24 protein-coding genes are annotated in these 23,940 nt (G+C 76.2%); 12 read left to right on the forward strand and 12 right to left on the reverse strand.

Annotated elements, in window-relative coordinates; translation table 11 throughout:
- The first annotated feature begins 11 nt into the window (after positions 1 to 11).
- Positions 12 to 821 carry a ParA family protein gene (locus A2CP1_RS04915; RefSeq protein ID WP_012632337.1) on the forward strand — a complete coding sequence of 270 codons (810 nt, stop codon included), beginning with the start codon at positions 12 to 14 and terminating at the stop codon, positions 819 to 821.
- Here the strand turns inward: A2CP1_RS04915 and A2CP1_RS04920 are convergent.
- The gene (locus tag A2CP1_RS04920) at positions 787 to 1,689 is read right to left on the reverse strand and encodes a LysR family transcriptional regulator (protein ID WP_012632338.1); all 903 of its coding nucleotides are present in this window, start codon (positions 1,687 to 1,689) and stop codon (positions 787 to 789) included. The genes A2CP1_RS04915 and A2CP1_RS04920 overlap by 35 nt on opposite strands.
- A gap of 141 nt (positions 1,690 to 1,830) precedes the next feature.
- Here A2CP1_RS04920 and A2CP1_RS04925 point away from each other — a divergent pair, with 141 nt between their 5' ends.
- A complete protein-coding gene (locus A2CP1_RS04925) occupies positions 1,831 to 2,382 on the forward strand; it encodes a YceI family protein (RefSeq protein ID WP_012632339.1) in 552 nt (183 codons plus the stop codon).
- 22 nt (positions 2,383 to 2,404) lie between these two features.
- Complete coding sequence (gene ygiD / locus A2CP1_RS04930) at positions 2,405 to 3,199, forward strand: 4,5-DOPA-extradiol-dioxygenase (RefSeq protein WP_012632340.1); 795 nt, start codon at positions 2,405 to 2,407, stop codon at positions 3,197 to 3,199.
- Between the two features lie 4 nt (positions 3,200 to 3,203).
- Here ygiD and A2CP1_RS04935 read toward each other — a convergent pair whose 3' ends face one another.
- A complete protein-coding gene (locus tag A2CP1_RS04935) occupies positions 3,204 to 3,836 on the reverse strand; it encodes a polyhydroxyalkanoate synthesis repressor PhaR (protein WP_012632341.1) in 633 nt (210 codons plus the stop codon).
- 104 nt (positions 3,837 to 3,940) lie between these two features.
- Between A2CP1_RS04935 and A2CP1_RS04940 the strand changes: the two genes are divergently transcribed.
- Both A2CP1_RS04940 and A2CP1_RS04945 read left to right on the forward strand, forming a co-directional pair.
- Entirely contained in the window at positions 3,941 to 5,722 is a 1,782-nt protein-coding gene (locus tag A2CP1_RS04940) for a zinc-ribbon domain-containing protein (protein ID WP_012632342.1), read from the forward strand.
- Positions 5,719 to 6,474 carry a hypothetical protein gene (locus tag A2CP1_RS04945; protein ID WP_012632343.1) on the forward strand — a complete coding sequence of 252 codons (756 nt, stop codon included), beginning with the start codon at positions 5,719 to 5,721 and terminating at the stop codon, positions 6,472 to 6,474. Before A2CP1_RS04940 ends, A2CP1_RS04945 begins: the two co-directional genes overlap by 4 nt.
- Before the next feature lie 13 nt (positions 6,475 to 6,487).
- Here A2CP1_RS04945 and A2CP1_RS04950 read toward each other — a convergent pair whose 3' ends face one another.
- Positions 6,488 to 6,640, reverse strand: coding sequence for a Sec-independent protein translocase subunit TatA/TatB (locus A2CP1_RS04950; protein WP_012632344.1), 153 nt, complete (start codon positions 6,638 to 6,640; stop codon positions 6,488 to 6,490).
- A gap of 127 nt (positions 6,641 to 6,767) precedes the next feature.
- Between A2CP1_RS04950 and A2CP1_RS04955 the strand changes: the two genes are divergently transcribed.
- Complete coding sequence (locus A2CP1_RS04955) at positions 6,768 to 7,541, forward strand: glycerophosphodiester phosphodiesterase (RefSeq protein ID WP_012632345.1); 774 nt, start codon at positions 6,768 to 6,770, stop codon at positions 7,539 to 7,541.
- Positions 7,542 to 7,601: 60 nt separating this feature from the next.
- Here the strand turns inward: A2CP1_RS04955 and A2CP1_RS04960 are convergent, their stop codons facing one another.
- Complete coding sequence (locus A2CP1_RS04960) at positions 7,602 to 7,874, reverse strand: hypothetical protein (protein ID WP_012525061.1); 273 nt, start codon at positions 7,872 to 7,874, stop codon at positions 7,602 to 7,604.
- 201 nt (positions 7,875 to 8,075) lie between these two features.
- Here A2CP1_RS04960 and A2CP1_RS04965 point away from each other — a divergent pair, with 201 nt between their 5' ends.
- Together A2CP1_RS04965 and A2CP1_RS04970 are read left to right on the forward strand one after the other, a co-directional pair.
- Entirely contained in the window at positions 8,076 to 9,422 is a 1,347-nt protein-coding gene (locus A2CP1_RS04965; protein ID WP_012632346.1) for a cytochrome ubiquinol oxidase subunit I, read from the forward strand.
- The gene (locus A2CP1_RS04970) at positions 9,419 to 10,435 is read left to right on the forward strand and encodes a cytochrome d ubiquinol oxidase subunit II (RefSeq protein ID WP_012632347.1); all 1,017 of its coding nucleotides are present in this window, start codon (positions 9,419 to 9,421) and stop codon (positions 10,433 to 10,435) included. Before A2CP1_RS04965 ends, A2CP1_RS04970 begins: the two co-directional genes overlap by 4 nt.
- Before the next feature lie 18 nt (positions 10,436 to 10,453).
- Here A2CP1_RS04970 and A2CP1_RS04975 read toward each other — a convergent pair whose 3' ends face one another.
- The 8 genes from A2CP1_RS04975 to A2CP1_RS05010 all read right to left on the reverse strand — a co-directional run bounded on the left by A2CP1_RS04975 (position 10,454) and on the right by A2CP1_RS05010 (position 19,217).
- Positions 10,454 to 11,623: an NAD(P)/FAD-dependent oxidoreductase gene (locus A2CP1_RS04975; RefSeq protein WP_012632348.1), complete on the reverse strand. Its 1,170-nt coding sequence runs from the start codon at positions 11,621 to 11,623 to the stop codon at positions 10,454 to 10,456.
- Between the two features lie 72 nt (positions 11,624 to 11,695).
- Positions 11,696 to 12,811, reverse strand: a complete 1,116-nt coding sequence (locus A2CP1_RS04980; protein ID WP_012632349.1) for a threonine aldolase family protein — start codon at positions 12,809 to 12,811, stop codon at positions 11,696 to 11,698.
- A gap of 69 nt (positions 12,812 to 12,880) precedes the next feature.
- Positions 12,881 to 15,037, reverse strand: coding sequence for a thioredoxin domain-containing protein (locus A2CP1_RS04985; protein WP_012632350.1), 2,157 nt, complete (start codon positions 15,035 to 15,037; stop codon positions 12,881 to 12,883).
- A gap of 56 nt (positions 15,038 to 15,093) precedes the next feature.
- Positions 15,094 to 15,471, reverse strand: a complete 378-nt coding sequence (locus tag A2CP1_RS04990) for a VOC family protein (RefSeq protein ID WP_012632351.1) — start codon at positions 15,469 to 15,471, stop codon at positions 15,094 to 15,096.
- A 75-nt stretch (positions 15,472 to 15,546) separates the two neighbouring features.
- A complete protein-coding gene (locus A2CP1_RS04995) occupies positions 15,547 to 15,786 on the reverse strand; it encodes a hypothetical protein (protein WP_012525068.1) in 240 nt (79 codons plus the stop codon).
- Positions 15,787 to 15,841: 55 nt separating this feature from the next.
- Positions 15,842 to 17,308 carry an RtcB family protein gene (locus A2CP1_RS05000; protein ID WP_012632352.1) on the reverse strand — a complete coding sequence of 489 codons (1,467 nt, stop codon included), beginning with the start codon at positions 17,306 to 17,308 and terminating at the stop codon, positions 15,842 to 15,844.
- A gap of 20 nt (positions 17,309 to 17,328) precedes the next feature.
- On the reverse strand, positions 17,329 to 17,766 hold the full coding sequence (locus A2CP1_RS05005; RefSeq protein ID WP_012632353.1) for an archease: 438 nt from the start codon (positions 17,764 to 17,766) through the stop codon (positions 17,329 to 17,331).
- Between the two features lie 56 nt (positions 17,767 to 17,822).
- Positions 17,823 to 19,217 carry an MATE family efflux transporter gene (locus A2CP1_RS05010; RefSeq protein ID WP_041450433.1) on the reverse strand — a complete coding sequence of 465 codons (1,395 nt, stop codon included), beginning with the start codon at positions 19,215 to 19,217 and terminating at the stop codon, positions 17,823 to 17,825.
- Positions 19,218 to 19,447: 230 nt separating this feature from the next.
- Between A2CP1_RS05010 and A2CP1_RS05015 the strand changes: the two genes are divergently transcribed.
- From A2CP1_RS05015 to ruvA, 4 genes are all read left to right on the forward strand, one after another.
- Complete coding sequence (locus tag A2CP1_RS05015; protein WP_012632355.1) at positions 19,448 to 21,463, forward strand: potassium transporter Kup; 2,016 nt, start codon at positions 19,448 to 19,450, stop codon at positions 21,461 to 21,463.
- A 13-nt stretch (positions 21,464 to 21,476) separates the two neighbouring features.
- A complete protein-coding gene (locus A2CP1_RS05020) occupies positions 21,477 to 22,721 on the forward strand; it encodes an MFS transporter (protein ID WP_012632356.1) in 1,245 nt (414 codons plus the stop codon).
- A gap of 67 nt (positions 22,722 to 22,788) precedes the next feature.
- A complete protein-coding gene (ruvC, locus tag A2CP1_RS05025) occupies positions 22,789 to 23,346 on the forward strand; it encodes a crossover junction endodeoxyribonuclease RuvC (protein ID WP_012632357.1) in 558 nt (185 codons plus the stop codon).
- Positions 23,343 to 23,936, forward strand: coding sequence for a Holliday junction branch migration protein RuvA (gene ruvA / locus A2CP1_RS05030; protein ID WP_012632358.1), 594 nt, complete (start codon positions 23,343 to 23,345; stop codon positions 23,934 to 23,936). The genes ruvC and ruvA overlap by 4 nt, the downstream gene beginning before the upstream one ends.
- Positions 23,937 to 23,940: the final 4 nt, after the last annotated feature.

Raw genomic sequence — 23,940 nt, forward strand, 5'->3', positions numbered from 1 at the left:
ACGTGGCCGGCATGCGGCGGATCGCGTTCATCAACGAGAAGGGCGGTACCTGCAAGACCACGCTGTGCGTGCACGTGGCGGCGCGGCTCGCGGCGCGCGGGCTGCGCGTGCTGGTGGCCGACCTCGACACGCAGGGCCACGCCGGGAAGTCGCTCGGCGTGGACGTGCGCGGCCTGTCGCCCACCGTCCACGAGTGGCTGCTCGACGACGCGGTGCCGCTCGAGCGGGTGGTCCGGCCCACCGCGGTGGCCGGCCTCGACCTGCTGCCCGCGAACAAGGACCTGGCCGGCTTCCCGGTGGCGGTGGCCGCGGCGGCGGATCGCGCCGAGCGGCTCGATCGACGGCTCGCCACGGTGGGCGAGGACCGGTACGACGCGGTGCTCATCGACGCGCCGCCCTCGCTGTCGCTCGTGACCGAGAACGTGCTGCGCGCCGCGCGCGAGCTGGTGGTGCCGGTCGCGCTCACCTACCTCGCGCTCGACGGGTGCGCCGAGATCGTCCAGAGCCTGGAGCGGCTCCGGGCCGAGCGCGGCGCGGCGCCGGCCATCGCGCTGGTGGTGCCCACGCTGTACCGGAAGACGCAGCTCGCCGACGAGATCCTGGCGAAGCTGCGCGAGCGGTTCCCGGGGGAGCTGTCGCGGACCGTGCTGGGCTGGTCGGTGAAGGTGGACGAGGCGCAGAGCCACGGCCGGACCGTGTTCGAGCACGCGCCCCGGTCGAGCGGCGCGGCCGCGCTCGCCGCGATCGGCGACGAGGTGCTGGCGCGCGCGCCCGCACCGGCCGGCGTCACGGCAGCGGCGGCCCGAGCGGCCGGCTCCTGACGAGCTCCAGCACGAGGTCGCGGAACGCGCTCACCTTGCGCGGGACGTGGCGCGTCGCGGGCGTCACCACGTAGAGGTTGCCGCCGCTCCGCACCAGGCGCGGCAGCACGCGCACCAGCGTCCCAGCCGCCAGGTCCTGCTCCGCCATGAACGAGGGCAGCAGGCCGATGCCGGCGCCGGCCCGCATCGCCTCGCGCACGAACAGCAGCTCCGGGCACAGGATCCGCGAGCGGGGCGTCACCTCCACGGTCCCGCGCGCCCCCTCGAGCCGCAGCTTGCGGGCCTGCGTCCCGAACGTCACCCAGTCGTGCGCCTCGAGCTCCACCTCGGTGCGCGGCGTCCCGCGCCGCGCCAGGTAGAGCGGGGAGGCGAACAGCTGCAGCTGCACCGGGGAGGCCTTCCTCGCCACCAGCGTCGAGTCCTTCAGCCCCGGCGCCACGCGCAGCGCCACGTCGAAGCCCTCCGCCACCAGGTCCACCAGCCGGCTGCTCAGGTCGAGCTCCACCGAGACCGCCGGGTAGCGCAGCGTGTAGCGCGCGGTGAGCTCGGCCAGGAAGAAGATGCCGATGTCCACCGGCGCAGTGACGCGCAGCAGCCCCGACGGCTCCTCCTCGCGCTCCGGCAGCTCGCCGAGCGCGCTCTCCAGGCCCTGGAGCAGCGGGGCGATCCGGTCGTACAGCCCGGTGCCGGCCGCGCTCAGCGACACCTGGCGCGTGGTGCGGAACAGGAGCTGCACCCCGAGCTCCTCCTCGAGCCGCGCCACGGCACGGCTGGCCGACGACTTCGGGATGCGCAGCTCGCGCGCGGCGGCGGAGAAGCTGGCGGTGCGCGCGACGGCGGTGAACACGCGGAGCAGGTCGAGGTCCATCGTTCCTCCAGCGCAACACTCATTCCCTGTGCGGCTGATTGCGCCATGAACGGAACGGTATCAGATTCCTCCCGTCAGCGAGGAGCCGACCCGCGAGAACCGCGCGGAACCTTCACGAATCGAAGCAGAAAGGAATCCGACATGGCCACCACCCCCTGGAGCGTCGACGTCACCCACTCCGCCATCCACTTCTGGGTCCGCCACATGGTCATCTCCAAGGTGCACGGCCGGTTCGCCAGATGGACCGGCACCCTGGAGCTCGATCCGCAGGACCTCACCGGCGCGAAGGTGGACGTGAAGATCGACGCCGCCTCCATCGACACCCAGGTCGCCGACCGCGACACGCACCTGCGCTCGGCGGACTTCCTCGACGTCGCGAAGTACCCGGAGCTCACGTTCCGCTCGCGGCGCATCGAGAAGGCCGGCGACGGCTACCGGGTGGTGGGCGACCTCACCCTGCACGGCGTGACGCGCGAGGTGACGCTGGACGCCGAGTTCGCCGGCATCGGCAAGGACCCCTGGGGCAACGAGCGCGCCGGCTTCTCGGCGAAGGCCGCGCTCGACCGCAAGGCGTTCGGGCTGGCGTGGAACGCGGCGCTCGAGACCGGCGGCGTGCTGGTGGGGGAGAAGGTGGAGATCACGATCGAGCTCGAGGCGGTGAAGCAGGCCGCGAAGCAGTCGGACGCGGCGTAGGCCGCGGCACGTGGGAGGCGCGATGGAGCGGCAGGGCGCGGGGCGGCGGATGCCGGTGCTGTTCGTGGGGCACGGCTCGCCCATGAACGCGATCGAGGACAACCGGTGGAGCTGCGCGTTCCGCGGCCTCGCGCCGCTGCTCCCGCGGCCCCGCGCGATCCTGGCGGTGTCGGCCCACTTCGTCACCGAGGGCAGCGTCCTCACCGGCCAGGAGCGGCCCGAGACCGTCCACGACTTCGGCGGCTTCCCCGACGCGCTGTTCCGCGTCCGCTACCCGGCCCCGGGCGCTCCGGAGCTGGCGCGGCGCGCGGCGGCACTGGTCGCGGGGGACGGCGCCCGGGTGGTGGACGCCTGGGGGCTCGACCACGGCACCTGGAGCGTGCTCGTGCACCTGTTCCCGGCGGCCGACGTTCCGGTGGTGCAGCTTTCCATCTCCGCGGAGCTGGACCCGGCCGCCCACCTCGCGCTGGGCCGGGCGCTGGCGCCGCTCCGCGACGAGGGCGTGCTGGTGATGGGCAGCGGCAACCTGGTGCACGACCTGCGGCACGCGTTCGACGCGTGGCGCAGGGGCGACGCCACCACGCCGGCGTGGGCCGCGCGGTTCGACGCGGACGCGGCCGCCGCGCTGGAGCGCGGCGACGCGCGCTGGCTGGTGGAGGCGCTCGGGACGCCGGACGGCCGGCGCGCGCACCCCACGCCCGAGCACTACCTGCCGCTGCTGTACGCGGCCGGGGCGGCGGGCGCGGACCCGGTGCGGTTCCCCATCACCGGCTTCGACATGGGCTCGCTGTCGATGCGCGCCGCGCTGTTCGGCTAGCGCGTCACTGCGCGGCGGGAGGCTCCTGCGGCGGCGGCGGCCGGTCGTCGCGCGCCGACTCCTCCAGCTTCCGCTCCAGCTCGTGCAGGCGCGCGGTGATCTCGTCGAGCTGCCGGCGCACCTCGGAGAGGCTGGAGACGCCGTCCACGGCCGCGCGCACCCGCTCGTCGACCCGGCGCTGGAGGGACGCCATGGCCTCCTGCGAGGCGGCCATCAGCTCCTTGGCGCGATCGCCGGTGGCCTGGCTCCGCGCCATCAGGTTCTGCACCCGCTGCTCGGCCGCGGCCCGGACCGCCTCGACCCGCCCGCGGAGCTCGGCCTGCGTCCCCACCACCAGCCGCTGGGCCACCTCGCCGCCGTGGCGGATGAGGTCCCGGAGCGTCTCGAGGCTCATCTTGGAGGTCTTCTTCTCCTCCTCGAAGATGATCTGCGCGAGCGTGATGGAGGTGAGGTCCTCCTTGGTGCGGTTGTCGATGATCTTGACCTCGGCACCGCCCTTGATCATCTCGGCGATCTCGTCGAGCGTGACGTACCGGGACTCCACCGTGTCGTAGAGCTTCCGGTTCGTGTACCGCTTGATGACCTTCGGCTCGACGGCGGCGCTGGTGTCCGTACCTTCGGTGTGCTGGTCGCTCATCGCTCCATCCGCGGCGGTAAGTGTGCGAAACTTCGGGCATTGTTCCTGCGGTTGGCGCTTGGTGTCAAGCGGCATGACGGTGTAACGTCCTGCCGGCGCCCCGCATGATCGCCCACTGCACCCACTGCCAGGCGAAGTTCCGGATCGCGGACGACAAGATCGGCCCGCGCGGCGCGAAGGTGCGCTGCTCGCATTGCAAGACGGTGTTCGCGGTCCGTCGGCCCGACGCCCCGCCGGTCGCCGCGCCGCCGGAGCCTCGTCCGGCGCCGCTCCCGCCGCCGGGCCCGGCGCTCCCCGGCCCGGCCGATCCTTTCGCGGAGCCTGCCTTCGCGGCGGCGCAGGATCCGTTCGCCGCCGATCCGTTCGCAGCCCCGCGTCCGCCCGTCCAGGCGCCGGCGCCGGATCCGTTCGGCCCCGATCCGTTCGCCGGTCCGGCCCGCGGGGCGCCGGCCGCGGACCCGTTCGCGCTCGAGACGCCCCCGACCGGCTTCGCGGGGCCCGATGGCGCGGATCCGTTCGCGTTCACGATGGGTGATCGCCCCGGCGCCGAGGCCGCCGCCGGCCCGGCCGATCCGTTCGCGCCGGAGGCCGGGGGCGCGGACCCGTTCGCCGCTGCGCTCGCCGGCGCAGCCGATCCGTTCGCGGCGTCCGTGTCGCCCCGCCGCAGGGCGGCCGCCGCCGAGATCCCGGCGGGCCTGGCGGCGCCCGCGCCGGGCGCCGCGCCGGGCGGCTCGTCGGCGCTGCCGCTCACCGATCTCTCCGACCTGCTCGGCGACGCGCCCGCGCCGCCGCCGCCGCTCCCCGCGCCGCCCGCGCTCGCGCCCGAGCCGCTGCCGCCCGCGGGCGGCCTCGACCTCGCGTTCCCGCCCGAGCCGGCTCCCGGCCTTCCGGCCGGGCTGGCCCTGGAGCTCGCCGGCCCGTCCGAGCTGGAGGCACCGCTCGACCCGCCGGCGCCGCCGCCCGCCATGGACCTCGACCTCGCCGGCGGGCCCGATCTCGGCCTCCCCGGCGGCCCGCTGGCCGGTCCGGACCTGGCGCTCGAGGAGCGCTCGACGCCGGCGCCGGCGCGGCTGGACGAGCCGCCGCTCGAGGACGATCCGTTCGCGCGGGCCGCGCCGTGGGCGGCGGGCGGCGGCGACGCCGGTCCGAACGAGCTCTCGTTCGCGGATCGCGGCGAGGAGACGCTGGCGCTCGCCACCGAGCCGTCCGGCCCGCAGGAGGCCCCGCCTCCGCTCCCCCCGGAGCCCCCCCGGCCTGCCCGGGCGGCCGCGGTCGCGGAGGCGCCGGCGGAGGCGTCGGCGCGCGACGCGTCGAGGCCCGCGGGCCCGCGCGGCGGGCGGCTGCGCTCGATGGCGGTGAACGCCGCGGCCCTGGCGGCGCTGCTGCTGGTCGCGCTCGCGTTCCGGGTGGCGTGGCGCGGCGACGCGCCGCTCGAGCCGGGCGCGTTCCGGCCCTCGTCGGTGCTGGGCGCGGTGGGCGTGGGCGAGCGCGCCGCCGGACCGCTCTCGGTGGCCGAGCTGCGCAGCGGGCTCTACGACCGCGCGCGCGGCGGTCCGGTGCTGTTCGTGCGCGGCAAGGTCGTCTCGCGCGCGCCGTCGCCGGTGGCCCGCGCGCGCGTGGAGGTGGAGCTCGTCCGCGACGGCCAGGTGATCGCGCGCGGCACCGCGCCGGCCGGCGCCGTCGCGACGCCGGAGGAGCTGCACGGCGCCGGCGGGGCCGCCGAGCTCGAGGCGGTGGCCCGCGCCGTGGAAGCGCGCGCGCCCGCCCGGATCCGCCCCGGCGAGTCGCTGCCGTTCCTGGTCGTGCTGCCGGACGCGCCGGACGACCTGGCCGGCGCCACCGTGCGGGTGGCGGCGATCGGCGGCGTGGAGGCGGCGGCCCGATGACCGCGGGCGCGGCGCCCGGGCCGGAGGCGGAGGCCCGCGCGCTGATCCGCCGGCTGTACGCGCTGGAGGAGGGGCCCATGCGCGCGCGCGCCGCGGCGCGCGCGCTCGGGGCCGTGGAGCCGGAGCGGGCGGCGGAGCTGATCGCCGCGCTGGCCCGCCGCGGCGCGGGCGAGGCGCGGGGCGCGATGGCGGCGATCGGCCAGGCGCTGCGCGATCCCGAGCCCGACCTCCCCTACGCCTGGCGCGCCGACCTCTACGCCGTGGCCGCCGGGCGCGGCCTCGCCGAGGTCACCGGGCTCCTGGTGGCCCCGCCGCCCCGGGCGCCCTGGCGCCCGCCGCGGGACAAGGCCGACGCGCGCCTCGCGCATCTGACGCTCGGCCACAAGAAGGCGCTGGCGCGCGCGCACCGCGATCCGGACCTGCTGGCGCGGCTCGCGGCGGAGGGCGAGCCGTCGGTGGTCCGCGAGCTGCTCCGCAACCCGCAGCTCACCGAGCCGTTCGTGGTGCGGATCGCGGCCCGGCGCCCGTGCCGCCCCGAGACGCTGCGCTGCGTGGTCGAGTCGCCGCGCTGGCGCACGCGGACCGCGGTGGCGCTCGCGGTGGTGCGCAACCCGTACGCCGAGACGGAGCTGGCCCTGAAGCTGCTGGCGGTGCTGCCCGGCGCCGAGGTCGCGGACGTGGCCCGCGACGGCGCGCTGCACCCGCTGGTGCGGGCGGTGGCAGCGCGGCTCGTGGCGGGGCGCGCCGGGTGAGCCCGGCGCCGGGTCAGGGCCGCGGCGGCTGCTCGGGCCCGCGGTCGCCGCGCGCGGCGGCCCGGACCCCGCGCACCGCCCGGCCCAGCGCGTCCCCCAGCGCCGGGATCCGGGTGGCGCCGAAGACCAGCAGCGCGACGAAGGCGACGATGAGGAGCTCGGTCATCCGGGGGTTCCGTGCCCGCGCCGCGGCGATCCCGCGGCAGGCGGCGCGCTAGGATAGTCGCGCGACCCTCCGGGCGCCAGGCGGCAAGGCGCCCGGCGGCGCGGAGGCGCAGGAGCGCGACGCCGGCATGCCCACCCCGAACCGCAGGGCCCCCCGCGCAGACGGCCGCCCGCTCGTGCTCGGCCACCGGGGCGCGAGCGCCGACGCGCCCGAGAACACGCTCGCCGCCTTCCGCCTGGCCCTCGCGCAGGGCGCCGACGGGGTGGAGCTGGACGTCTGGCGGTGCCGCACCGGGGAGGTGGTGGTCGTCCACGACGAGGACACCGGGCGCGTGGCCGGCGCGCGGTTCCGGGTGGACGCCACGCCGCTCGCCGAGCTGCGCGCGCTCGACGTGGGCGCGTGGAAGGGCGAGCGGTTCCGGGGCGCGCGGATCTCGACGCTGCCGGAGGTGCTGGAGGCGCTCCCGGGGGCGGTGGTGAACGTGGAGCTGAAGTCGCGCGGGCGCGACCTGCGCCTGGCCGAGGCGGTGGCGCGCGACGTGCGGCGCGCCGGTGCGGGGGGGAGGGTGATCGCCTCCTCCTTCGACTACCGGCTGGTGGCCGCGTTCCGGCTGGCGGCGCCGGAGGTGCCGGTGGGGCTGCTCTTCGAGCCGGGGCACCGCTGGCGCCTGCGCACGGCGCTCGCCGCGCGGCTGCTCGGCGCCGCCGCCGTCCACCCGGACGCCTCGCTCGTCACCCCGGCGCGCGCCGAGGCGTGGCGGGCGCGCGGCCTGGCGGTGAACGCCTGGACCGTGGACGCGCCGGACGAGGTGGCCCGGCTCACCGGGCTCGGTGCGGCCGCCCTCATCACCAACGTCCCGGGCCGCACCCGGGCGCAGGTGCGCGCGCTCACCGGCCGCTAGCGCGCGCGGGAGGGCGGGCGATCGCCGCCGCGCCCGCGCGCGTCCGCCGCCGGGCCCCGCCTATGCGCCGGTCACGATGCCGCCGGCCGTGTACGGGCTCTCGAGCCCGCGGCGCTTCGGGACCGCGACCTCCTTCGCGAGCTTGTTGTACAGGCCCATGATCAGGATCGACGGCGCCCACTGGCCGACGAAGTTCCCGAGCTGCTTGCGCCCGGTGATCACGAGCGCGGCCGACGCGGCCATCGCCCCGAGCGCGATCCCCAGGAACGCCAGCGACGGCACCCGCGCCGTCGTCCCCTCCACCATCTCCGTCGCACGATCCTCGTGTTCCATCCCGTCCTCCGTGTCCGCAGGTCTTCGCGAATCTGGCGACGTGCCCGCGCCGGTGCGAGGCCGCGGGGCGGGCGCGGAGGCGAGCGCCGGGCGGCGGCCTGGCGTGCACCGGAAACCGCGGCGCGCCGGGCGCAAGCGACACGCTGCCGCACCCGGAGAGGCCGGGCGAACAGCCGTCCGGGTGGGCAAGTATCGGCCGCCGTGACCGACCTCCTCGCCGCCCGCGCGCTCTTCGGCGTCTCGCTCGCCTTCCACATCGTCTTCGCCGCCGTCGGCGTGGCCATGCCGCTGTTCATGGTCCTGGCCGAATGGCGCTGGCGCCGCACCGGCTCGGAGGTGCACCTGGAGCTGGCGCGCCGGTGGGCGAAGGGCACCGCCATCCTGTTCGCGGTGGGCGCCGTCTCCGGCACGGTCATCTCGTTCGAGCTGGGGCTGCTCTGGCCGCGCTTCATGCAGTTCGCGGGTCCCATCATCGGCATGCCGTTCTCGCTGGAGGGCTTCGCGTTCTTCGCGGAGGCGATCTTCCTCGGCATCTACCTGTACGGCTGGGGCCGCGTCGGCCCGCGCCTGCACCTCGCCGCCGGGTGGGTGGTCGCGGCGAGCGGCGCCACCTCCGCGTTCTTCGTGACGCTCGCGAACGTCTGGATGAACGTGCCGGCCGGCTTCGAGCTGGGCGCCGGCGGGGTGGCGGCCGGCGCCGCCGCCATCGACCCGTTCGTCGCGATGTTCCCGCCCGGCTGGCAGCACCAGGTCATCCACGTCCTCATCTCGTGCTACGCGGCGACCGGCTTCGCGGTGGCGGGCATCCACGCGTTCATGCTCCTGCGCGAGCGGGACAACCCGTTCCACCGCGCCGCGCTCCGCATCGCGTTCGGCGTGGGCGCGCTCGCGGCGCTGCTGCAGCCGCTCTCGGGCGACTTCTCCGCGCGCCAGATCGCGACCACGCAGCCGGTGAAGCTCGCCGCGCTGGAGGGTCACTTCCGGACCGAGCGCGGCGCGCCGCTGCGCATCGGCGGCATCCCCGACGAGGAGCGGCGCGAGACGCGCTACGCGCTGGAGATCCCGTACGGCCTCTCGCTGCTCGCGTTCCACGACCCGCAGGCCGAGGTGCGCGGCCTGGAGGCGTTCCCGCGCGACCGCTGGCCCAACACGCTGCTCGTGCACCTCGCCTTCCAGGTGATGGTCGGGCTGGGCTCGATCATGGCGCTGCTCGCCGCGGCCTGGGCGGTGCGCCGGGTGCGCCGCCGCGAGCCGGGGCGCTGGCTGCTGCGGGCGCTGGTCGTGGCGTCCCCGTTCGGCTTCGTGGCGCTCGAGGCGGGCTGGCTCGTGACGGAGTGGGGCCGCCAGCCGTTCACGGTGTGGGGCGTGCTGCGCACCGCCGACTCGGTGACGCCGGTGACGAACCTCGCGATCCCGTTCATCGGCTTCATGGTGCTCTACGTGTTCCTCGCCGTGGTGGTGGTGGCGCTGCTCTGGCGCCAGATCGCGAAGAGCCCGCGCGCCGTCGCCCTCGGCCCCGGCGCCGGCACCGCGGAGGTGCGGCCGTGACGCCGGCCGACCTGCTGGGCGGGGTGATCCTCGTCGCCGCGGTCCTGTACGCGCTGCTCGGCGGGGCGGACTTCGGCGCCGGCATCTGGGACCTGCTCGCCGGCGGTCCGCGCAAGAAGGAGCAGCGCGCGCTGATCGAGGAGGCGCTCGGGCCGATCTGGGAGGCGAACCACGTCTGGCTGATCCTGATCGTGGTGCTGCTGTTCACGGCGTTCCCGCCGGCGTTCGCGGCCATCACCATCGCGCTGTTCGTCCCGCTCATGCTCCTGCTGGTCGGCATCGTGCTCCGCGGCGCGGCGTTCACGTTCCGGACCTACGACGCGCCCGAGGACCGCGTGCAGGCGCGCTGGGGGCTCGTGTTCTCCGGGTCGTCGGTGGTGGCGCCGCTCACGCTCGGCGTCATCGTGGGCGCGCTCGCCTCCGGCGGCTTGGGCGCGGCCGCGCGCGGCGAGGCGCCGTTCGCCTGGGCGGCGCCGTTCCCGCTGGCGGTGGGCGCGTTCGCCGCCGCGCTGTTCGCGTACGTGGCCGCGGCGTACCTGGCGGTCGAGGCGGGGGGCGCGCTGCGCGAGGACTTCCGGCGCCGCGCCATCGGCGCGGGCGTGGCGGTGTTCCTGACCGCGGCCCTGTCGGCCGCGCTCTCCTGGCGCGAGGCGCCGCTCGTGTTCGCCGGGCTGACGCGGCGCGGCTGGTCGATCCCGCTGCACCTCGCCACCGGCGCCGCGGCGGTCACCGCGTTCGCCGCGCTGTACCGCGGGCAGGTACGCCTGGCGCGCGCCGCGGCGGCGGCGCAGGTCACGCTCATCGTGCTCGGCTGGGGCGCGTCGCAGTACCCGTACCTCGTGGTGCCGGACCACACGCTCGCGTCGGCGAGCGCGCCGCGCGCGACGCAGGTGCCGGTGCTCTGGGCGCTCGCCGCCGGGGCGGTGCTGCTGTTCCCGGCGCTCTACCTGCTGTTCCGCGTCTTCAAGGGCGAGCGGCCCTTCGCCATCCTCGACCGCGATCGTCCGCGCTGACGCGGCGAGGCGGCGCCGCTACACCGGGATCCGGCCGCGCAGGTCGGCCGCGCGGTGCGGCCCCTGCTCGGCCACCAGCGCGCGGGCGGCGTCCAGCTTGCCGAACGCGCCCCAGGTCACCACGCCCCGGACGCGCCCGTCGGCGAGGTAGTAGATCACGCCCCGGCGGAACGGCTCCTGCCAGTCGGCGACGGTCTCGAGCCGCGCGTCCACCACGCCGACCGCCTCGTACCCGAGGTCGAACAGGTCGGAGTAGAAGAACGGGAGGTGGCCGTAGACGACGTCCGCGCCGGCCATGGCGCGCCCCGCCGTCTCGCCCATCTTGTTCGCGTTGTCCTCGTGCTCCACGCGGAGGAGCCGGCCCAGCGCGGGGTTCCAGAAGCGCGCCACGTCGCCCGCGGCGAACACGTCCGGATCGCGGGTGCGGAGCGACGCGTCCACCACGATGCCGTCGTCCACGTCCAGCCCGGCGCCGCGCGCCAGCGCGTCGTTCGGCGCGATCCCGAGCCCCGCCACCACCAGGTCCGCCGGGAGCTCGCCGCCGCCGGTGCGCACGGCGAAGCCGTCCCCGCGCCGCTCCACGCCGGAGACCCGCGTGGCCGGCAGCACCTCCACCCCGTGCTCGCCGTAGTAGCCGTTCAGGTGCAGGCCCAGGTCGCGCGGGAACGTCCGCGCACCGATGGTCTCCTCCGGGAACACGAGCGTCACCCGGTAGCCGGCGTCGGAGAGCGCCGAGGACACCTCCGAGCCGATGAAGCCGCCGCCGACCACCACCACGCGCCGACCGGCCGGGAGCGCGCGCAGCCGGCGGAAGTCCGCCACGGTGCGGAAGTGGATCACCCCTTCCGCGGCCCCGGGCAGCCGCCGCGGCGTCCCTCCGGTCGCGAGCAGCAGCTTGCGGTACTCGATCGCCCCGCCGCCCTCGAGCTCGACCCGGTGCGCGGCGCGGTCGATCGCGCTCACGCGCACGCCGGTACGGAGCGTGGTCCCGGCCACCTCGGGCAGCCAGATCGAGCCCTCCTCCTGCCCGCGCCAGAGCGCCTTGGAGAGCGGGGGCCGGGCGTAGGGCCGCTCCGGCTCGTCGCCCAGGATGGCGATGGAGCCGGCGCCGTCCACCAGCCGGATCCCCTGGGCCGCGGCGTGCCCCGCCATCCCGCCGCCCACCACCACGTAGTCGAAGCCGGCCATCGCGTCCTCCGCGGCGCGGCGCCGCCGGGCGCCGCTGCGAACCCCATAGTGGATGCGGCCGCGGGGATCGCGTTACGGGAGGGCCGGGTGCGCGCCCTGGCGCTCGCGCGGGCCGGCCACCGCCACCCGGAGGTCGGCGGCGAACGCCTCCACGTCGGCGGGCGTCACGTCCCAGGCGCACATGAGCCGGACGCCGCCGGAGCCGATGAAGTCGTAGAAGCGCCAGCCCTTCGCGCGCAGCCGCGCGGCGGCGTCGCCCGGCAGCGTCGCGAACACCGAGTTCGCCTGCACCGGCTGGAGGATCTCCACCCCGGGGACGGCGCGGAGCGCGCGCTCCAGCAGCGCGGCCATCGCGTTGGTGTGCCGGGCGTGGCGCAGCCAGGCACCGCCCCGGAGCATGCCCACCCACGGCGCCGCCAGGAAGCGCATCTTGCTCGCGAGCTGCCCGGCCTGCTTGCAGCGGTAGTCGAAGTCGGCCGCCAGCGCGCGGTCGAAGAACACGATCGCCTCGCCCACCGCCATGCCGGCCTTGGTGCCGCCGAAGCAGAGCACGTCCACGCCCACCTTCCAGGTGAGGTCCTTGGGGGCGACGCCCAGCGCCGCCACGGCGTTGCCGAAGCGCGAGCCGTCCATGTGGAAGCGCAGCCCGTTCGCGCGCGCGCGCTCGCCGATCGCGCCGAGCTCGTCCACCGTGTAGAGCGTGCCCAGCTCGGTCGGCAGCGTCACCGAGACCGCGCGCGGCTTCGGGTAGTGGATGTCGGTGCGGCGCCGGACCATGTGGTCGATGCCGTCGGGCCGGAGCTTGCCGTTCGGGCCGGGCAGGGTGAGGACCTTGGTGCCGTTGGAGAAGAACTCCGGCGCGCCGCACTCGTCGGTCTCGACGTGCGCCGTCTCGTGGCAGAGGATCGAGTGGTACGACTGGCAGAGCGCGGCCAGCGCGAGCGAGTTCGCGGCCGTGCCGTTGAACGCGAAGAACACCTCGCAGTCGGTCTCGAACGTCTCGCGCAGCAGGTCGGCCGCCTCCTGCGTCCAGCGGTCGTCGCCGTAGCCCGGCGAGTGGCCCACGTTCGCCTCGGCCATGGCCGCGAACGCCTCGGGGCAGATGCCGCCGTAGTTGTCGGAGGCGAAGTGGCGGAGCGGGCCCGAGGGGGCGGGCGGGGCGGGGTGGGACGGGGTGCCGGGGTTCATGGCCGCGGACTGTACGCTTTCGCGGACGACTGTCCAGCGGTTCCGTTTTAACGGATGGACGCGGAGATCTCAGGGGTGGTAGGGCCGCACCGGCGCGACCTGCGCGGCCAGCTTCTCGGGCGCGATCGCGGGCAGCCGGCAGGCGCCGCGCTCGCACACGTACGCGGTGGCGCGGCCGCCGGCGGCCGCCTTGCCGGCGGCGATGGCCGCCACCTCGCCGAGCCGGGCGAGCCCCTCGCCCTCGGGCGCGCCGGTCAGGGCGCGGCTGGGCAGGAACGTCCGCCGCAGCACGTCCACGAACGGCCCGGGGTCGCCGCCCTCCGGCCAGATCAGCACCACCTCGCGCACCGCGTCGCTCGCGTAGTCGAGCGCGAGCAGGAGCTCGGACATGGCCAGCGGCTGCTCGGCCAGCGTGCGCGCGTGGTGCCGCAGCGCGCCGTCGGCGGCGCGGCGCCAGCGGGGATCGGACGTGAACGCCTCGAGCCGCAGCGCGTTCAGCGCCGCCACCGACGCGCCGGACGGCTCGGCGCCGTCGTGCGTCGGCTTCTCCCGCGCGAGCAGGCGCTCGTGGTCGGTGGCGGACTGGAACCAGCCGCCGCCCTCGGGATCTCCGAACAGCCGGTCCTGGGCGCCGGCCAGCTCCGCCGCCGCCGCGAGCCAGCGCGGGTCGAACGTCGCCTCGTGCAGGTCGAGCAGCCCCTGCACCAGGAACGCGTGATCCTCGAGGTAGGCCGGCACGCCGGCGCGGCCGGCGAGCCAGCTCCGCTGCAGCCGCCCGTCCTTCACCAGGCGCGTCAGCACGAAGTCGGCCGCGCGCGCCGCCGCGTCCACCCAGCGCGGCTCGGCCAGCGCCCGCCCGCCGAACGCGAGCGCCGAGATGGCCAGCCCGTTCCAGCCGGCCAGGATCTTCTCGTCCCGGAGCGGCCGGGGCCGCCGCTCGCGGAGCGCGTACAGCGCGGCGCGATCCGGGGCGAGCGCCTCCCACGCGTCCTCGTCCGGCGCGGGGACGTGCAGCACGCTCCGCCCCTCGAAGTTCCCCTCCGGGCGCACCCCGTGGAACCGGAGGAACGCCTCGGCCCGGTCGCCCAGCGCCTCGCGGAGCTCGGCCTCGGTCCAGGTGAAGAACCGCCCCTCCTCGCCCTCCGAGTCGGCGTCGGTGGCGGAGTAGAGGCCACCCTCCGGCGACGTCAGCTCGCGCAGGAGATAGTCGAGCGTCTGCCGGGTCACGCGCGCGAAGTCGCGCCGGCCGGTGACCTGCCAGGCCTCGGCGTACGCGAGCGCCAGCAGCGCGTTGTCGTAGAGCATCTTCTCGAAGTGCGGCACCAGCCACTCGGCGTCGGTCGAGTAGCGGTGGAACCCGCCGCCCACCTGGTCGTGCAGGCCGCCCGCCGCCATCCGCTCCAGCGTGACGGTGGCCATGCGGAGCGACCGCGCCTCGCCGGTGCGGCGGTGGTGCCGGAGCAGCAGCCGGACCGGGACGTTCGACGGGAACTTGGGCGCGCGCCGCAGGCCGCCGTGCCGCTCGTCGAAGCTCCGCTCGAGGAGCGCCACCGCGTGCTCGATCGGCTCCGGCCCGGGCACCTGGGCCGCGGCGGGTCCGGCCGGCGCCAGCGCGGTGCGCACCGCCTCGACGAGCGCGCCGGTGGCCGAGCGGATCCGGTCCGGGTCGCGCTCCCACAGGCCGGCGATCTCGTGGAGGATCGACAGGAAGCCGCGCGCCGGCCCGCGGACGCCGTCCCGGGGCGGGAAGTAGGTGCCGCCGAAGAACGGCTCGCGGTCCGGCGTGAGCCACACGCTCATCGGCCAGCCGCCGGAGCCGGTGAGGAGCTGGACCGCGGTCATGTAGATCGCGTCCACGTCCGGCCGCTCCTCGCGGTCGACCTTGATGGCGACGTAGCGCTCGTTCAGGACGCGCGCGATCTCCTCGTCCTCGAAGGACTCGCGCTCCATCACGTGGCACCAGTGGCAGGTGGAGTAGCCGACCGACAGGAACACCGGGCGGCCGGTCCGCCGCGCCTCCTCGAACGCCTCGTCGCCCCAGGCCCACCAGCTCACCGGGTTGTGCGCGTGCTGGAGCAGGTACGGGCTCCGCTCCAGCGCCAGCCGGTTGGTGAAGCGCGGCGCGGCGCCGCCGTGGCCGGCCGCGGCGCCCGCGCGGACCGCGTCGGCGAGCCGGCGCGCGAGGTCGTCGGGGAACGGGGCGGCGCCGGGGAGGGGTTCGAGCATGCCCGGGGCTTAACCGGCGCGGGGGTGCGATTCACGCGCGCGGGCGCGCTCCGCCGTCAGGGCCAGGCCCGGCCCTTGCCGGCGATCGGCCCGCGCTGCGGGTTGACCACGCAGAAGCGCTGTCCGGTCGGCGCCTCCATCACCCACCAGCGATGCACGAACCCGATGCGCTTCGCGCCGAGCGCCTCGAGCCGCCTCACCTCGGCCTCGAGGTCGTCCGATTCGATGTCGAGGTGCACGCGGCTCGGGTGATCCACGCGCTGGACGAGCACGACCGGCTCGCCGCCGGCGTCCTCCAGCTCGCGGTAGCTCGGGCTGTCGGGGTCGGGCGGCCGGAGCGGCCGTCCCAGGGCGGCGCTCCAGAACGCCGCCGCGCGGTCCACGTCCCCGTCCTGGCAATCGATGACGATGCCCACCAACCGGCTCCGGTGCATTCGGGCGTCCCTCCGGCGGAGGGGTCTACGCGGGGAGCACGCTCCGCGAAAGGCGCCGCTCGGGGCTGCGCACCCTCAGAACAGCTCGTCCAGGGCCCGCGCGATGCGCTCCTCGATCTCGCGGCGCATCTGGCGCGCGGCCTGGACGGTCTCCTCGATGGCCGCCTGGAGGTCGCCCGCCGGGCCGCCCGGGATGACCCGCAGCGCCTCGCGGGACAGCCGCGGCGGGCCGTCCGGCTCCGCGCCGGCGCGCCCGCCCCGCAGCAGCTCGAGCCTCGGACGTGGTTGCCGGGGCGGATCGCCCGCGTCGCCCATGCTCCCAAGCTAGGCACGCGCGGCGGCCCGGCGAAGCGGGTCCGCCCGACGGTCCTCAGCCCTTGACCACCGCGAGCGGGTCGAGCCGCGCCACCAGCCGGGAGATGCCCGCCCCGTCCATCACGGCCACCACCTGGGCCACGTCCTTGTACGCCTCGCTCATCTCCTCGCCGAGGGTCTTGCGCCCCCGCGCGAGGACCTCGATGCCGCGATCGGCCAGCTCCCGCGCGATGGAGCGCCCCCGGGCGCGTCGCAGCGCCTCGCCGCGCGAGAGGAGGCGCCCCGCGCCGTGGCACGAGCTGCCGAACGTGTCGCGCATGGCCTTCTCGGTCCCGGCGAGGACGTAGGAGTACCGGCCCATGTCCCCGGGGATGAGCACCGGCTGGCCGACGTCGCGGTACGGCGCCGGGACGCGCGGATCGCCGGGGCCGAACGCGCGGGTGGCGCCCTTGCGGTGGACGAGCACCCGCCGCACGCCGCCGTCCACCAGGTGGTCCTCGAGCTTGGCCACGTTGTGGCAGACGTCGTACAGGAGCCGCGCGCCCAGCTCGCGGTCGGAGACGCCGAGCGTCTCGAGCAGCGCCCGCACCGCCAGGCCGGTCATCACCTGGCGGTTGGCCCAGGCGAAGTTCGCCGCCGCCTGCATGGCCGCGAGGTAGCGGCGCCCCTCCGGACTGCCGACGGGGGCGCAGGCGAGCTGCCGGTCGGGCAGGGCGGCGTAGTCCGGGCCGTAGGACGCCAGCCGCGGCGCCAGCTCCGCGAGCGCCTCGTCGCACACCTGGTAGCCGAGGCCGCGCGAGCCGGAGTGGATCTGGACGACGAGCTGCCCGGGGAACAGCCCGAACGCCTCGGCGGCGGCGTCGTCGTGGATCCGGGCGACCCGGTCCAGCTCGAGAAAGTGATTGCCGCTGCCGAGCGTGCCGAGCTGGTCGCTGCCGCGCTCGCGGGCCCGCGCGCTGACCGCGGCGGGATCCGCGCCGGCGAGCCGCCCGCCCTCCTCGCAGCGATCGGCGTCGTCCGCCGCGGCGCGGAAGCCGCGCGCCACCGCCCAGCGCGCCCCCTCCGCCAGCACCTCGTCCAGCTCCCGCGAGGTCAGCCTCGGGATCGCGGCGCTCGCGCCCACGCCGGTGGGGACGTCGCGGTAGATCCGGGCGGCGAGCGCGTGGAGCCGCGGCCGGAGCGCCTCCGCGTCGAGCCTGGTGGTGACCACGCGCACGCCGCAGTTGATGTCGTAGCCCACCCCGCCCGGCGACACGGCGCCGTGCTCCGCGTCCACCGCCGCCACGCCGCCGAGGGGGAACCCGTATCCCCAGTGGACGTCGGGCATGGCCAGCGACCAGCGCAGGATCCCCGGCAGGTGGGCCACGTTCGCCACCTGCTGCAGGGCCGGATCGTCCGGGGCCGGCGGCCCCGGGGAGTAGACGCGCCCGGGCACCTTCATCCCGCCGTGCCGCGGGATCTCCCAGAGGTCGCCCTCGATCCGCCGCAGCGGCACGTGCTCGCCCTGGCGCGCCGTCGTCATCGCGTCCCCCGCCCCATCCGTCAGATGTCCAGCACCGCCTGCGCCACCCAGCCGCCGCCCTCCGGCTCGAGCCGCGCCGCGTGCCAGGTGACCGCCTTCACGTCCGCGCCCTCGGCGTGCAGCGCCGGGTCCCAGCGCGCCCAGCCGACCACCGCCTCGGCGGCGTCCTCGGTGCAGGCCGTGACCTCGATCGCGGCCGGGATGCGCCGGGCCGTGGCGAAGCGCCAGAGCAGCTCGCGCAGCAGCGCCACCGCGGTCCCGGCCAGCCCGGGCCCGCCGCGCACCGCGAGCCGCTCCTCCGCGCCCTCGACCGGCGCCGGGCCGCCCCCCGCGAGCAGCGCGCCCAGCGCGAGCGCCAGCCGCGCGAGCGCCTCCTCCGCGGTGGCGCCGCGCGCCCGCACGCCCACGTCGGCGACGTGGCCGAGGTCCTCGTAGGGCTGGGGCAGCGCGAGCCGCATCGCCCCGCAGGATAGCAACGCGCGCCGGCCGGGGCGGGCGGGACGCCGGGGCGCCGCTACGCGGCGGCGCGCTCGGCGAGCGGCACGATGCCGCGCGCGGAGACCCGCAGGAACCTGCCGAGGAGCGCGATCGCGACCGCGGTGAGGCCGAAGCAGAAGCCGCCCCACAGCCCGACCACCCCGTGACCGAGGGTGAAGCCGAGCAGCAGCGTCGCGGGCAGCCCGATCAGCCAGTGGCCGGCGAGGTTCGCGGCGAACGTGAAGCGGGTCTCGCCCGCGCCGCGCAGCACGCCGGCCCCGACCGCCTGGAGCCCGTCGGAGAGCTGGAAGATCGCGGCCACGCGCAGCAGCGGGACCGCCAGCGCGAGCACGCCCGGATCGTCGGTCATGAGCCGGCCGATGACGCCGGGCGCGAAGGTGAAGGCGAGCGCGGGGACGAGCATGATCGACGCCCCGCCCGCGAACGCGCACAGCCCGGCGCGGCGGGCGCCGGCGCGATCGTGCGCGCCCACCGCGAGCCCCACCCGCACGCTGCCCGCGTCGCCGAGGCCCACCGCCATGGTGAACGTGAGGCTCGCCACCGACAGCGCGATCTGGTGCGCCCCGAGCGCCTCGGCGCCGAGCCGGCCGGCGAGGAAGCTCACCAGCGAGAAGAAGCCCACCTCGGCGAACATGTGCAGCCCGACCGGCCCGCCCACCCGCACCGCGGTCCCGAGCGCGGCGCGGTCCGGCCGCGCCAGCCCCGCCGGCCGCGGACCCGCGAGCGGCACGGCGCGCGTGGCGCGCACGAGGACCAGGGCCTGGAGCGCGATGCACAGGCTGGTGGCGATGGCGGCGCCGGCCGCGCCCAGCGCCGGCACCAGCCGGAGCGGCCCGGTCCACGCCGGCAGCGACGCGCCGCCGAACACGAGCAGCAGGTCGGCGGGCACGTTCAGGAGGTTCGCGCCCACCGTCGCCACGACCATGGGCCGGCCCAGGCCGTGCGCCTGCAGGTAGGCGCGCGCGCCGAAGTAATAGAGGAAGAAGAACAGGCCGGGGAGCCGCCACCAGATGTACGGCGCCGCCTGCGCCGCGACGTCGGGCGAGATGCCGAGCGGCACCAGCACCGCCGGGAGGAGCGCGATGGGGATGGTGAACGCGGCGGCGAGGAACGCCGCCAGCCACGCCGCCTGCCACAGCATGCGCCGGGCGCGCCGCTCGTCGCCCGCGCCGATGGCCTGCGAGATGAGCGGGTCGAGCCCGTGCATGATCCCCATGCCGAGCACCGCCACCGCGAAGAACAGCGAGGCGCCGAGGCCGGTGCCGGCGAGCGGCACCGCGCCCGCGCGTCCCACGATGGCGGCGTCCACCACGCCCATCAGCGCCTGGCCGCCGTGCGCGAGCGAGAGCGGCAGGGCGAGCCGGAGGAGCGCGCGGAGCTCCGTGCGAAGGACGTGCGGCGGCGGGGACATGGGGGCGCGCAACATACCCGAGGTGCGGGAGGGCTGCACGGGCGCCGCCGCCGGCCCGCCGTGCCGGTCTCCGGGCGCACGGCCGCGGCTCCGCGAGGTGCCCCGTTCGGGCGGGCCAGTCTGGGGCTGGTCGAATTCCAGCCTCCGTCTGCAGGGTTCGCCCTGCGAGCGGGTTTGGGGCTCGACGGCCGGGTTCCAATCTGCTTACTTCGCGCCCTCCTTTCCTCCGGATGTCCCAGATCCCCTCACCCAACGACCCCGCGTCAACCGGCGCCGCGCCCTCCTCCGCCGCCGTTCCGGCCGGCCCCAGCGCCACGCCCGCCCCGTCGCCCACCGCCGGCTTCTCGCTGCCCGGGCACCGCCCGCCCCCCAGCGGGAAGGCGCTCGCGGCGCTCGCGGTCGGCGCGCTCGGGGTCGTCTACGGGGACATCGGGACGAGCCCGCTCTACTCGCTGAAGGAGTGCTTCGGGGGGCCGCACGGGGTCCGGCCCACCGACGCGAACGTGCTCGGCGTCCTGTCGCTCGTGTTCTGGGCGATGACGTTCGTGGTGACGTTCAAGTACATGTCGTTCGTCATGCGCGCGGACAACCGCGGGGAGGGCGGGATCCTCGCGCTCATGGCGCTGGTGGGGAAGACCGAGACCACGCGCCTCGGCCGGCGCATGCTGCTCATGCTGGGCCTGTTCGGCGCCGCGCTGCTGTACGGCGACGGCATCATCACGCCCGCCATCTCGGTGCTGGGCGCGGTGGAGGGCGTCGCCGTCGCGGCGCCGGCCATGGAGCGGGCGGTGGTGCCGGCCACCGTGGTGATCCTGGTGTTCCTGTTCCTGTTCCAGAAGCAGGGCACCGCCAAGGTCGGCGCGGTGTTCGGCCCGGTCATGCTGGTCTGGTTCGCGACCATCGCGGTGCTGGGCGTGCGCGGCATCCTCCACGACCCCACCATCCTGCGCGCGCTCCTGCCCACCCACGGGCTCTCCTTCTTCGCGCGGAACGGCTGGCACGGCTTCCTGGTGCTGGGCGGCGTGGTGCTGGTCATCACCGGCGGCGAGGCGCTGTACGCGGACATGGGCCACTTCGGGAAGCGCCCCATCCGCGTGGCGTGGCTGGGCCTCGCCATGCCGGCGCTGCTCCTCAACTACCTGGGGCAGGGGGCGCTGCTGCTCCACGACCCCGGCGCCGCCCGCAACCCGTTCTACCTGCTCGCGCCGGAGTGGGCGCTCTACCCCACCATCGCCATCGCCACCGCCGCGGCCATCGTGGCGTCGCAGGCCCTCATCTCCGGCGCGTACTCGCTCACCCAGCAGGCCATCCAGCTCGGCTACTCGCCGCGCGTCACCATCCGCCACACCTCGCAGCGCGAGATCGGGCAGATCTACCTGCCCGAGGTGAACTGGATGCTCGGCACCGCCTGCCTGGCGCTGGTGCTCGGGTTCCAGACCTCCTCGCGCCTCGCCTCTGCGTACGGCATCGCCGTCACCGGGACGATGATCGTCACCACGCTCCTGTTCCACCGGGTGATGCGCGACCGGTGGGGCTGGGCGCGCTGGAAGGCCTGGCCGCTCACGGTCCTGTTCCTCACCGTGGACGCGGCGTTCTTCCTCGCGAACGTGGTCAAGTTCCGCGACGGCGGCTGGTTCCCCATCGCGGCGGCGGCGCTGGTGTTCACGCTCATGTCCACCTGGAAGCGCGGCCGCGACGCGCTCGCGCTCATGCTGAAGGACGCCGGGCTCCCGCTCGACCTGTTCATGGCCGACGTGGCGCGGCGCAAGGTCCAGCGCGTGGCCGGGACGGCGGTGTTCATGACCTCCAACCCCGGCGGCGTCCCGCCGGTGCTGCTCCACCACCTGAAGCACAACAAGGTGCTGCACGAGCGCGTGGTCCTGGTCTCCATCCTGGCGCACGAGATCCCGTTCGTGAACGAGCCGGAGCGGGTGAACGCGCGCGAGCTGGGCAGCGGCTTCTTCCAGGTGATCGCGCACTACGGCTTCATGGAGACGCCGGACGTGCCGGCGCTGCTCGACTCGCTCCCCCGCCGCGAGCTGGCCGGGCCGCGCCTCACCATCGTCCCCATGGAGACGACGTACTTCCTCGGGCGCGAGACGCTGCTCGCGAACGGCCCGTCGACCATCCCGACCTGGCGCAAGCGGCTGTTCATCGTGATGGCCCGCAACGCGCAGACCGCGAGCGCGTTCTTCGGCCTGCCACCCAACCGCGTGGTGGAGATGGGCGCGCAGATCCAGCTGTAGCGCTCGAGCCGCGATGCGCTGGCCGAACGCCCTCCGCTCGCTCCGCCAGCGCGACCTGCGGCTGTTCTTCGCCGGCCAGACCGTGTCGCTGGCCGGCAACTGGATGCAGTCCGTCGCCCAGGCGTGGCTGGTGTGGCGGCTCACCCGCTCGTCCCAGATGCTCGGCCTGGTCAACTTCCTCGGCCAGGTGCCGGTGTTCCTGTTCAGCGTCTGGGCGGGCTCGCTCGCCGACCGCTACCCGCGCCGGCGCATGGTGCTGCTCACCCAGAGCAACGCCATCGTGCAGTCGGTGCTGCTCGCGGCGCTCACGCTCGCCGGGGCGGTGCAGCCCTGGCACGTGATGGTGCTCGCCGCCATGCTGGGCCTCACCTACGCGTTCGAGATCCCGGCCCGCCAGGCGCTGCTCGCCGACATCGCCGGCAGGGACATGCCCAACGCGATCGCGCTCAACTCGTCGATCGTGAACGCCGCGCGCGCGGTGGGCCCGGCGCTGGCCGGCGTGCTGGTGGCGGCGCTCGGCGAGGGCGTGTGCTTCGGCCTGAACGCGCTCTCGTTCCTGGGGACCTACGCCGCGCTCTGGGTGATGCGGCCGCCGCCGCAGCCGCCGCCCGCGCTCGGGCACCGCGCCCACCTGCTCGAGGGGATCGCCTACGCCGGCCGGACCGCGCACGTGCGCGCGCTGCTCGCGCTGCTCGCGGTCTCGAGCTTCTTCGCCATGCCGTACCAGACGCTGCTGCCCGCCCTCGCCGCCGACGTGCTGCACGGCGGCGCCTCGCTGTACGGCGCGCTCCTCGCGGCCGCCGGCATCGGCGCGCTGGCGGGCGCGGTCCGGCTGCTGGTGCGCCGCAGCCTGCGCGGCCTCGGCCGGATCGTGGCGCTCGGCGCGACGCTGCTCGGCCTGGGCGTGCTGGGGCTGTCGCTGTCGCGCCACCCGGCGCTCAGCGCCATCGCGCTGCTCGTCACCGGCTTCGGCTTCGTCACCCAGACCGCCGGCACCATGACGCTGCTCCAGGGGCTCGCGCCGCCGGAGATGCGCGGGCGGGTCATGGGCGTGTTCTCGATGCTGTTCATCGGCGTGACGCCGTTCGGCGCGCTCGCGGCCGGGTTCGTGGCCCACCGGGCCGGCGTGCCGCGGACGCTCGGCGTCTCCGCCGTGGTCGTGCTCGCCGCCAGCGTCGCGTTCCACCTCGCGCTACCGCGGCTGCGCAAGGTGGTGCTCGCCGAGCACCCGACGATGTTCCCGCCCGCCGCGAGCTGAGCCGGGCGGTCGCGCGACCCGCGCGCCGGGCGCTGGACGCCGGTTCAGGCTGTGCTACGGTGCCCGCGTGATCGTGCTCGGCATCGACCCCGGCTCCCGCCGCTGCGGCTACGGGGTCGTCGCGCGGGAGGGGGCCAGGCTGACGGTGGTCGAGTCCGGGGTGCTCGTCCCGGGCGACCTGCCCATGGCCCAGCGGCTGGGGCGCATCCTCGACGGCCTCGACGCGCTCATCGCCCGGGCCCGCCCGCTGGAGGCGTCGGTCGAGTCGGTCTTCTCCGGCGCCTCGCCGCGCTCGGCGCTGGTGCTCGGGCAGGCGCGCGGCGTCGCGCTCGCCGCCGCCGCGCGCGCCGGGCTCCCCGTCTTCGAGTACGCGCCGTCCGAGGTGAAGCTCGCCTTCACCGGCAACGGGCGCGCCGGCAAGGACCAGATGCTCCGCACCGCCCGCATGCTCCTCGGCGCGGCGCCCGGCCTCTCCGACGAGGCCGACGCGCTCGCCATCGCCGTGTGCCACCTCGCCCGGCGCGCCTTCGCGGTGCCGGCGGCCGGCGCCGGCCGCGCCGCCGCGGCGCGCGCGGCCGCGGCCCGGCTCCGCCCCTCGCGCCGCGACCACCGGGGGACCCCGTGATCGCGCGCCTGGCCGGGCGGATCGCCGAGAAGCGCGACGACCACGCCATCGTGGACGTGGGCGGGGTCGGCTACCTCGTGCACCTCTCGCAGCTCTCGCTGGCCTCGCTCCCGCCGCCGGGCGAGCCCGCCGCGCTCCGCGTCTACACCCACGTCCGCGAGGACGCGCTCGACCTGTACGGCTTCGCGACCGAGGACGAGGAGGCGGTGTTCCGCGCCCTCATCGACGTGAAGGGGGTGGGGCCGCGCGCGGCGCAGAACATCCTCTCCGGCATCGAGGCGCGCGAGCTGGCGCAGGCGGTGGCGCAGGGCGACGTCGCCCGGCTCACCAAGGTCCAGGGCATCGGGAAGAAGACCGCCGAGCGGCTGGTGCTGGAGCTGAAGGAGAAGCTGGTCGCGCTGGCGCGCGCTGCCGGGCCCGCCCGCGCCGGCGCGGAGGCGGACGTGCTCGAGCAGCTCCGGACCGCGCTGCTCAACCTCGGCTACCGGCCGCCGCAGGCGGAGGGCGTGGCGGAGGCGCTGCGCGACTCGGCCGAGGGCCGGCCGCTCGACGAGCTGCTGCGCGAGGCGCTGAAGCTGCTGCGCGGGTAGGGAG

It is taken from the genome of Anaeromyxobacter dehalogenans 2CP-1 (genome assembly GCF_000022145.1).
Classification (GTDB): Bacteria; Myxococcota; Myxococcia; order Myxococcales; family Anaeromyxobacteraceae; genus Anaeromyxobacter; species Anaeromyxobacter dehalogenans.

What these genes read in the sequence shown, in the direction of transcription:
- A2CP1_RS04915 (WP_012632337.1), top strand. Translation starts at nt 12, where the DNA reads ATGCGGCGGATCGCGTTCATCAACGAGAAGGGCGGTACCTGCAAGACC.
- A2CP1_RS04920 (WP_012632338.1), bottom strand. Translation starts at nt 1,689, where the DNA reads ATGGACCTCGACCTGCTCCGCGTGTTCACCGCCGTCGCGCGCACCGCC.
- A2CP1_RS04925 (WP_012632339.1), top strand. Translation starts at nt 1,831, where the DNA reads ATGGCCACCACCCCCTGGAGCGTCGACGTCACCCACTCCGCCATCCAC.
- ygiD (WP_012632340.1), top strand. Translation starts at nt 2,405, where the DNA reads ATGGAGCGGCAGGGCGCGGGGCGGCGGATGCCGGTGCTGTTCGTGGGG.
- A2CP1_RS04935 (WP_012632341.1), bottom strand. Translation starts at nt 3,836, where the DNA reads ATGAGCGACCAGCACACCGAAGGTACGGACACCAGCGCCGCCGTCGAG.
- A2CP1_RS04940 (WP_012632342.1), top strand. Translation starts at nt 3,941, where the DNA reads ATGATCGCCCACTGCACCCACTGCCAGGCGAAGTTCCGGATCGCGGAC.
- A2CP1_RS04945 (WP_012632343.1), top strand. Translation starts at nt 5,719, where the DNA reads ATGACCGCGGGCGCGGCGCCCGGGCCGGAGGCGGAGGCCCGCGCGCTG.
- A2CP1_RS04950 (WP_012632344.1), bottom strand. Translation starts at nt 6,640, where the DNA reads ATGACCGAGCTCCTCATCGTCGCCTTCGTCGCGCTGCTGGTCTTCGGC.
- A2CP1_RS04955 (WP_012632345.1), top strand. Translation starts at nt 6,768, where the DNA reads ATGCCCACCCCGAACCGCAGGGCCCCCCGCGCAGACGGCCGCCCGCTC.
- A2CP1_RS04960 (WP_012525061.1), bottom strand. Translation starts at nt 7,874, where the DNA reads ATGGAACACGAGGATCGTGCGACGGAGATGGTGGAGGGGACGACGGCG.
- A2CP1_RS04975 (WP_012632348.1), bottom strand. Translation starts at nt 11,623, where the DNA reads ATGGCCGGCTTCGACTACGTGGTGGTGGGCGGCGGGATGGCGGGGCAC.
- A2CP1_RS04980 (WP_012632349.1), bottom strand. Translation starts at nt 12,811, where the DNA reads ATGAACCCCGGCACCCCGTCCCACCCCGCCCCGCCCGCCCCCTCGGGC.
- A2CP1_RS04985 (WP_012632350.1), bottom strand. Translation starts at nt 15,037, where the DNA reads ATGCTCGAACCCCTCCCCGGCGCCGCCCCGTTCCCCGACGACCTCGCG.
- A2CP1_RS04990 (WP_012632351.1), bottom strand. Translation starts at nt 15,471, where the DNA reads ATGCACCGGAGCCGGTTGGTGGGCATCGTCATCGATTGCCAGGACGGG.
- A2CP1_RS04995 (WP_012525068.1), bottom strand. Translation starts at nt 15,786, where the DNA reads ATGGGCGACGCGGGCGATCCGCCCCGGCAACCACGTCCGAGGCTCGAG.
- A2CP1_RS05000 (WP_012632352.1), bottom strand. Translation starts at nt 17,308, where the DNA reads ATGACGACGGCGCGCCAGGGCGAGCACGTGCCGCTGCGGCGGATCGAG.
- A2CP1_RS05005 (WP_012632353.1), bottom strand. Translation starts at nt 17,766, where the DNA reads ATGCGGCTCGCGCTGCCCCAGCCCTACGAGGACCTCGGCCACGTCGCC.
- A2CP1_RS05010 (WP_041450433.1), bottom strand. Translation starts at nt 19,217, where the DNA reads ATGTCCCCGCCGCCGCACGTCCTTCGCACGGAGCTCCGCGCGCTCCTC.
- A2CP1_RS05015 (WP_012632355.1), top strand. Translation starts at nt 19,448, where the DNA reads ATGTCCCAGATCCCCTCACCCAACGACCCCGCGTCAACCGGCGCCGCG.
- A2CP1_RS05020 (WP_012632356.1), top strand. Translation starts at nt 21,477, where the DNA reads ATGCGCTGGCCGAACGCCCTCCGCTCGCTCCGCCAGCGCGACCTGCGG.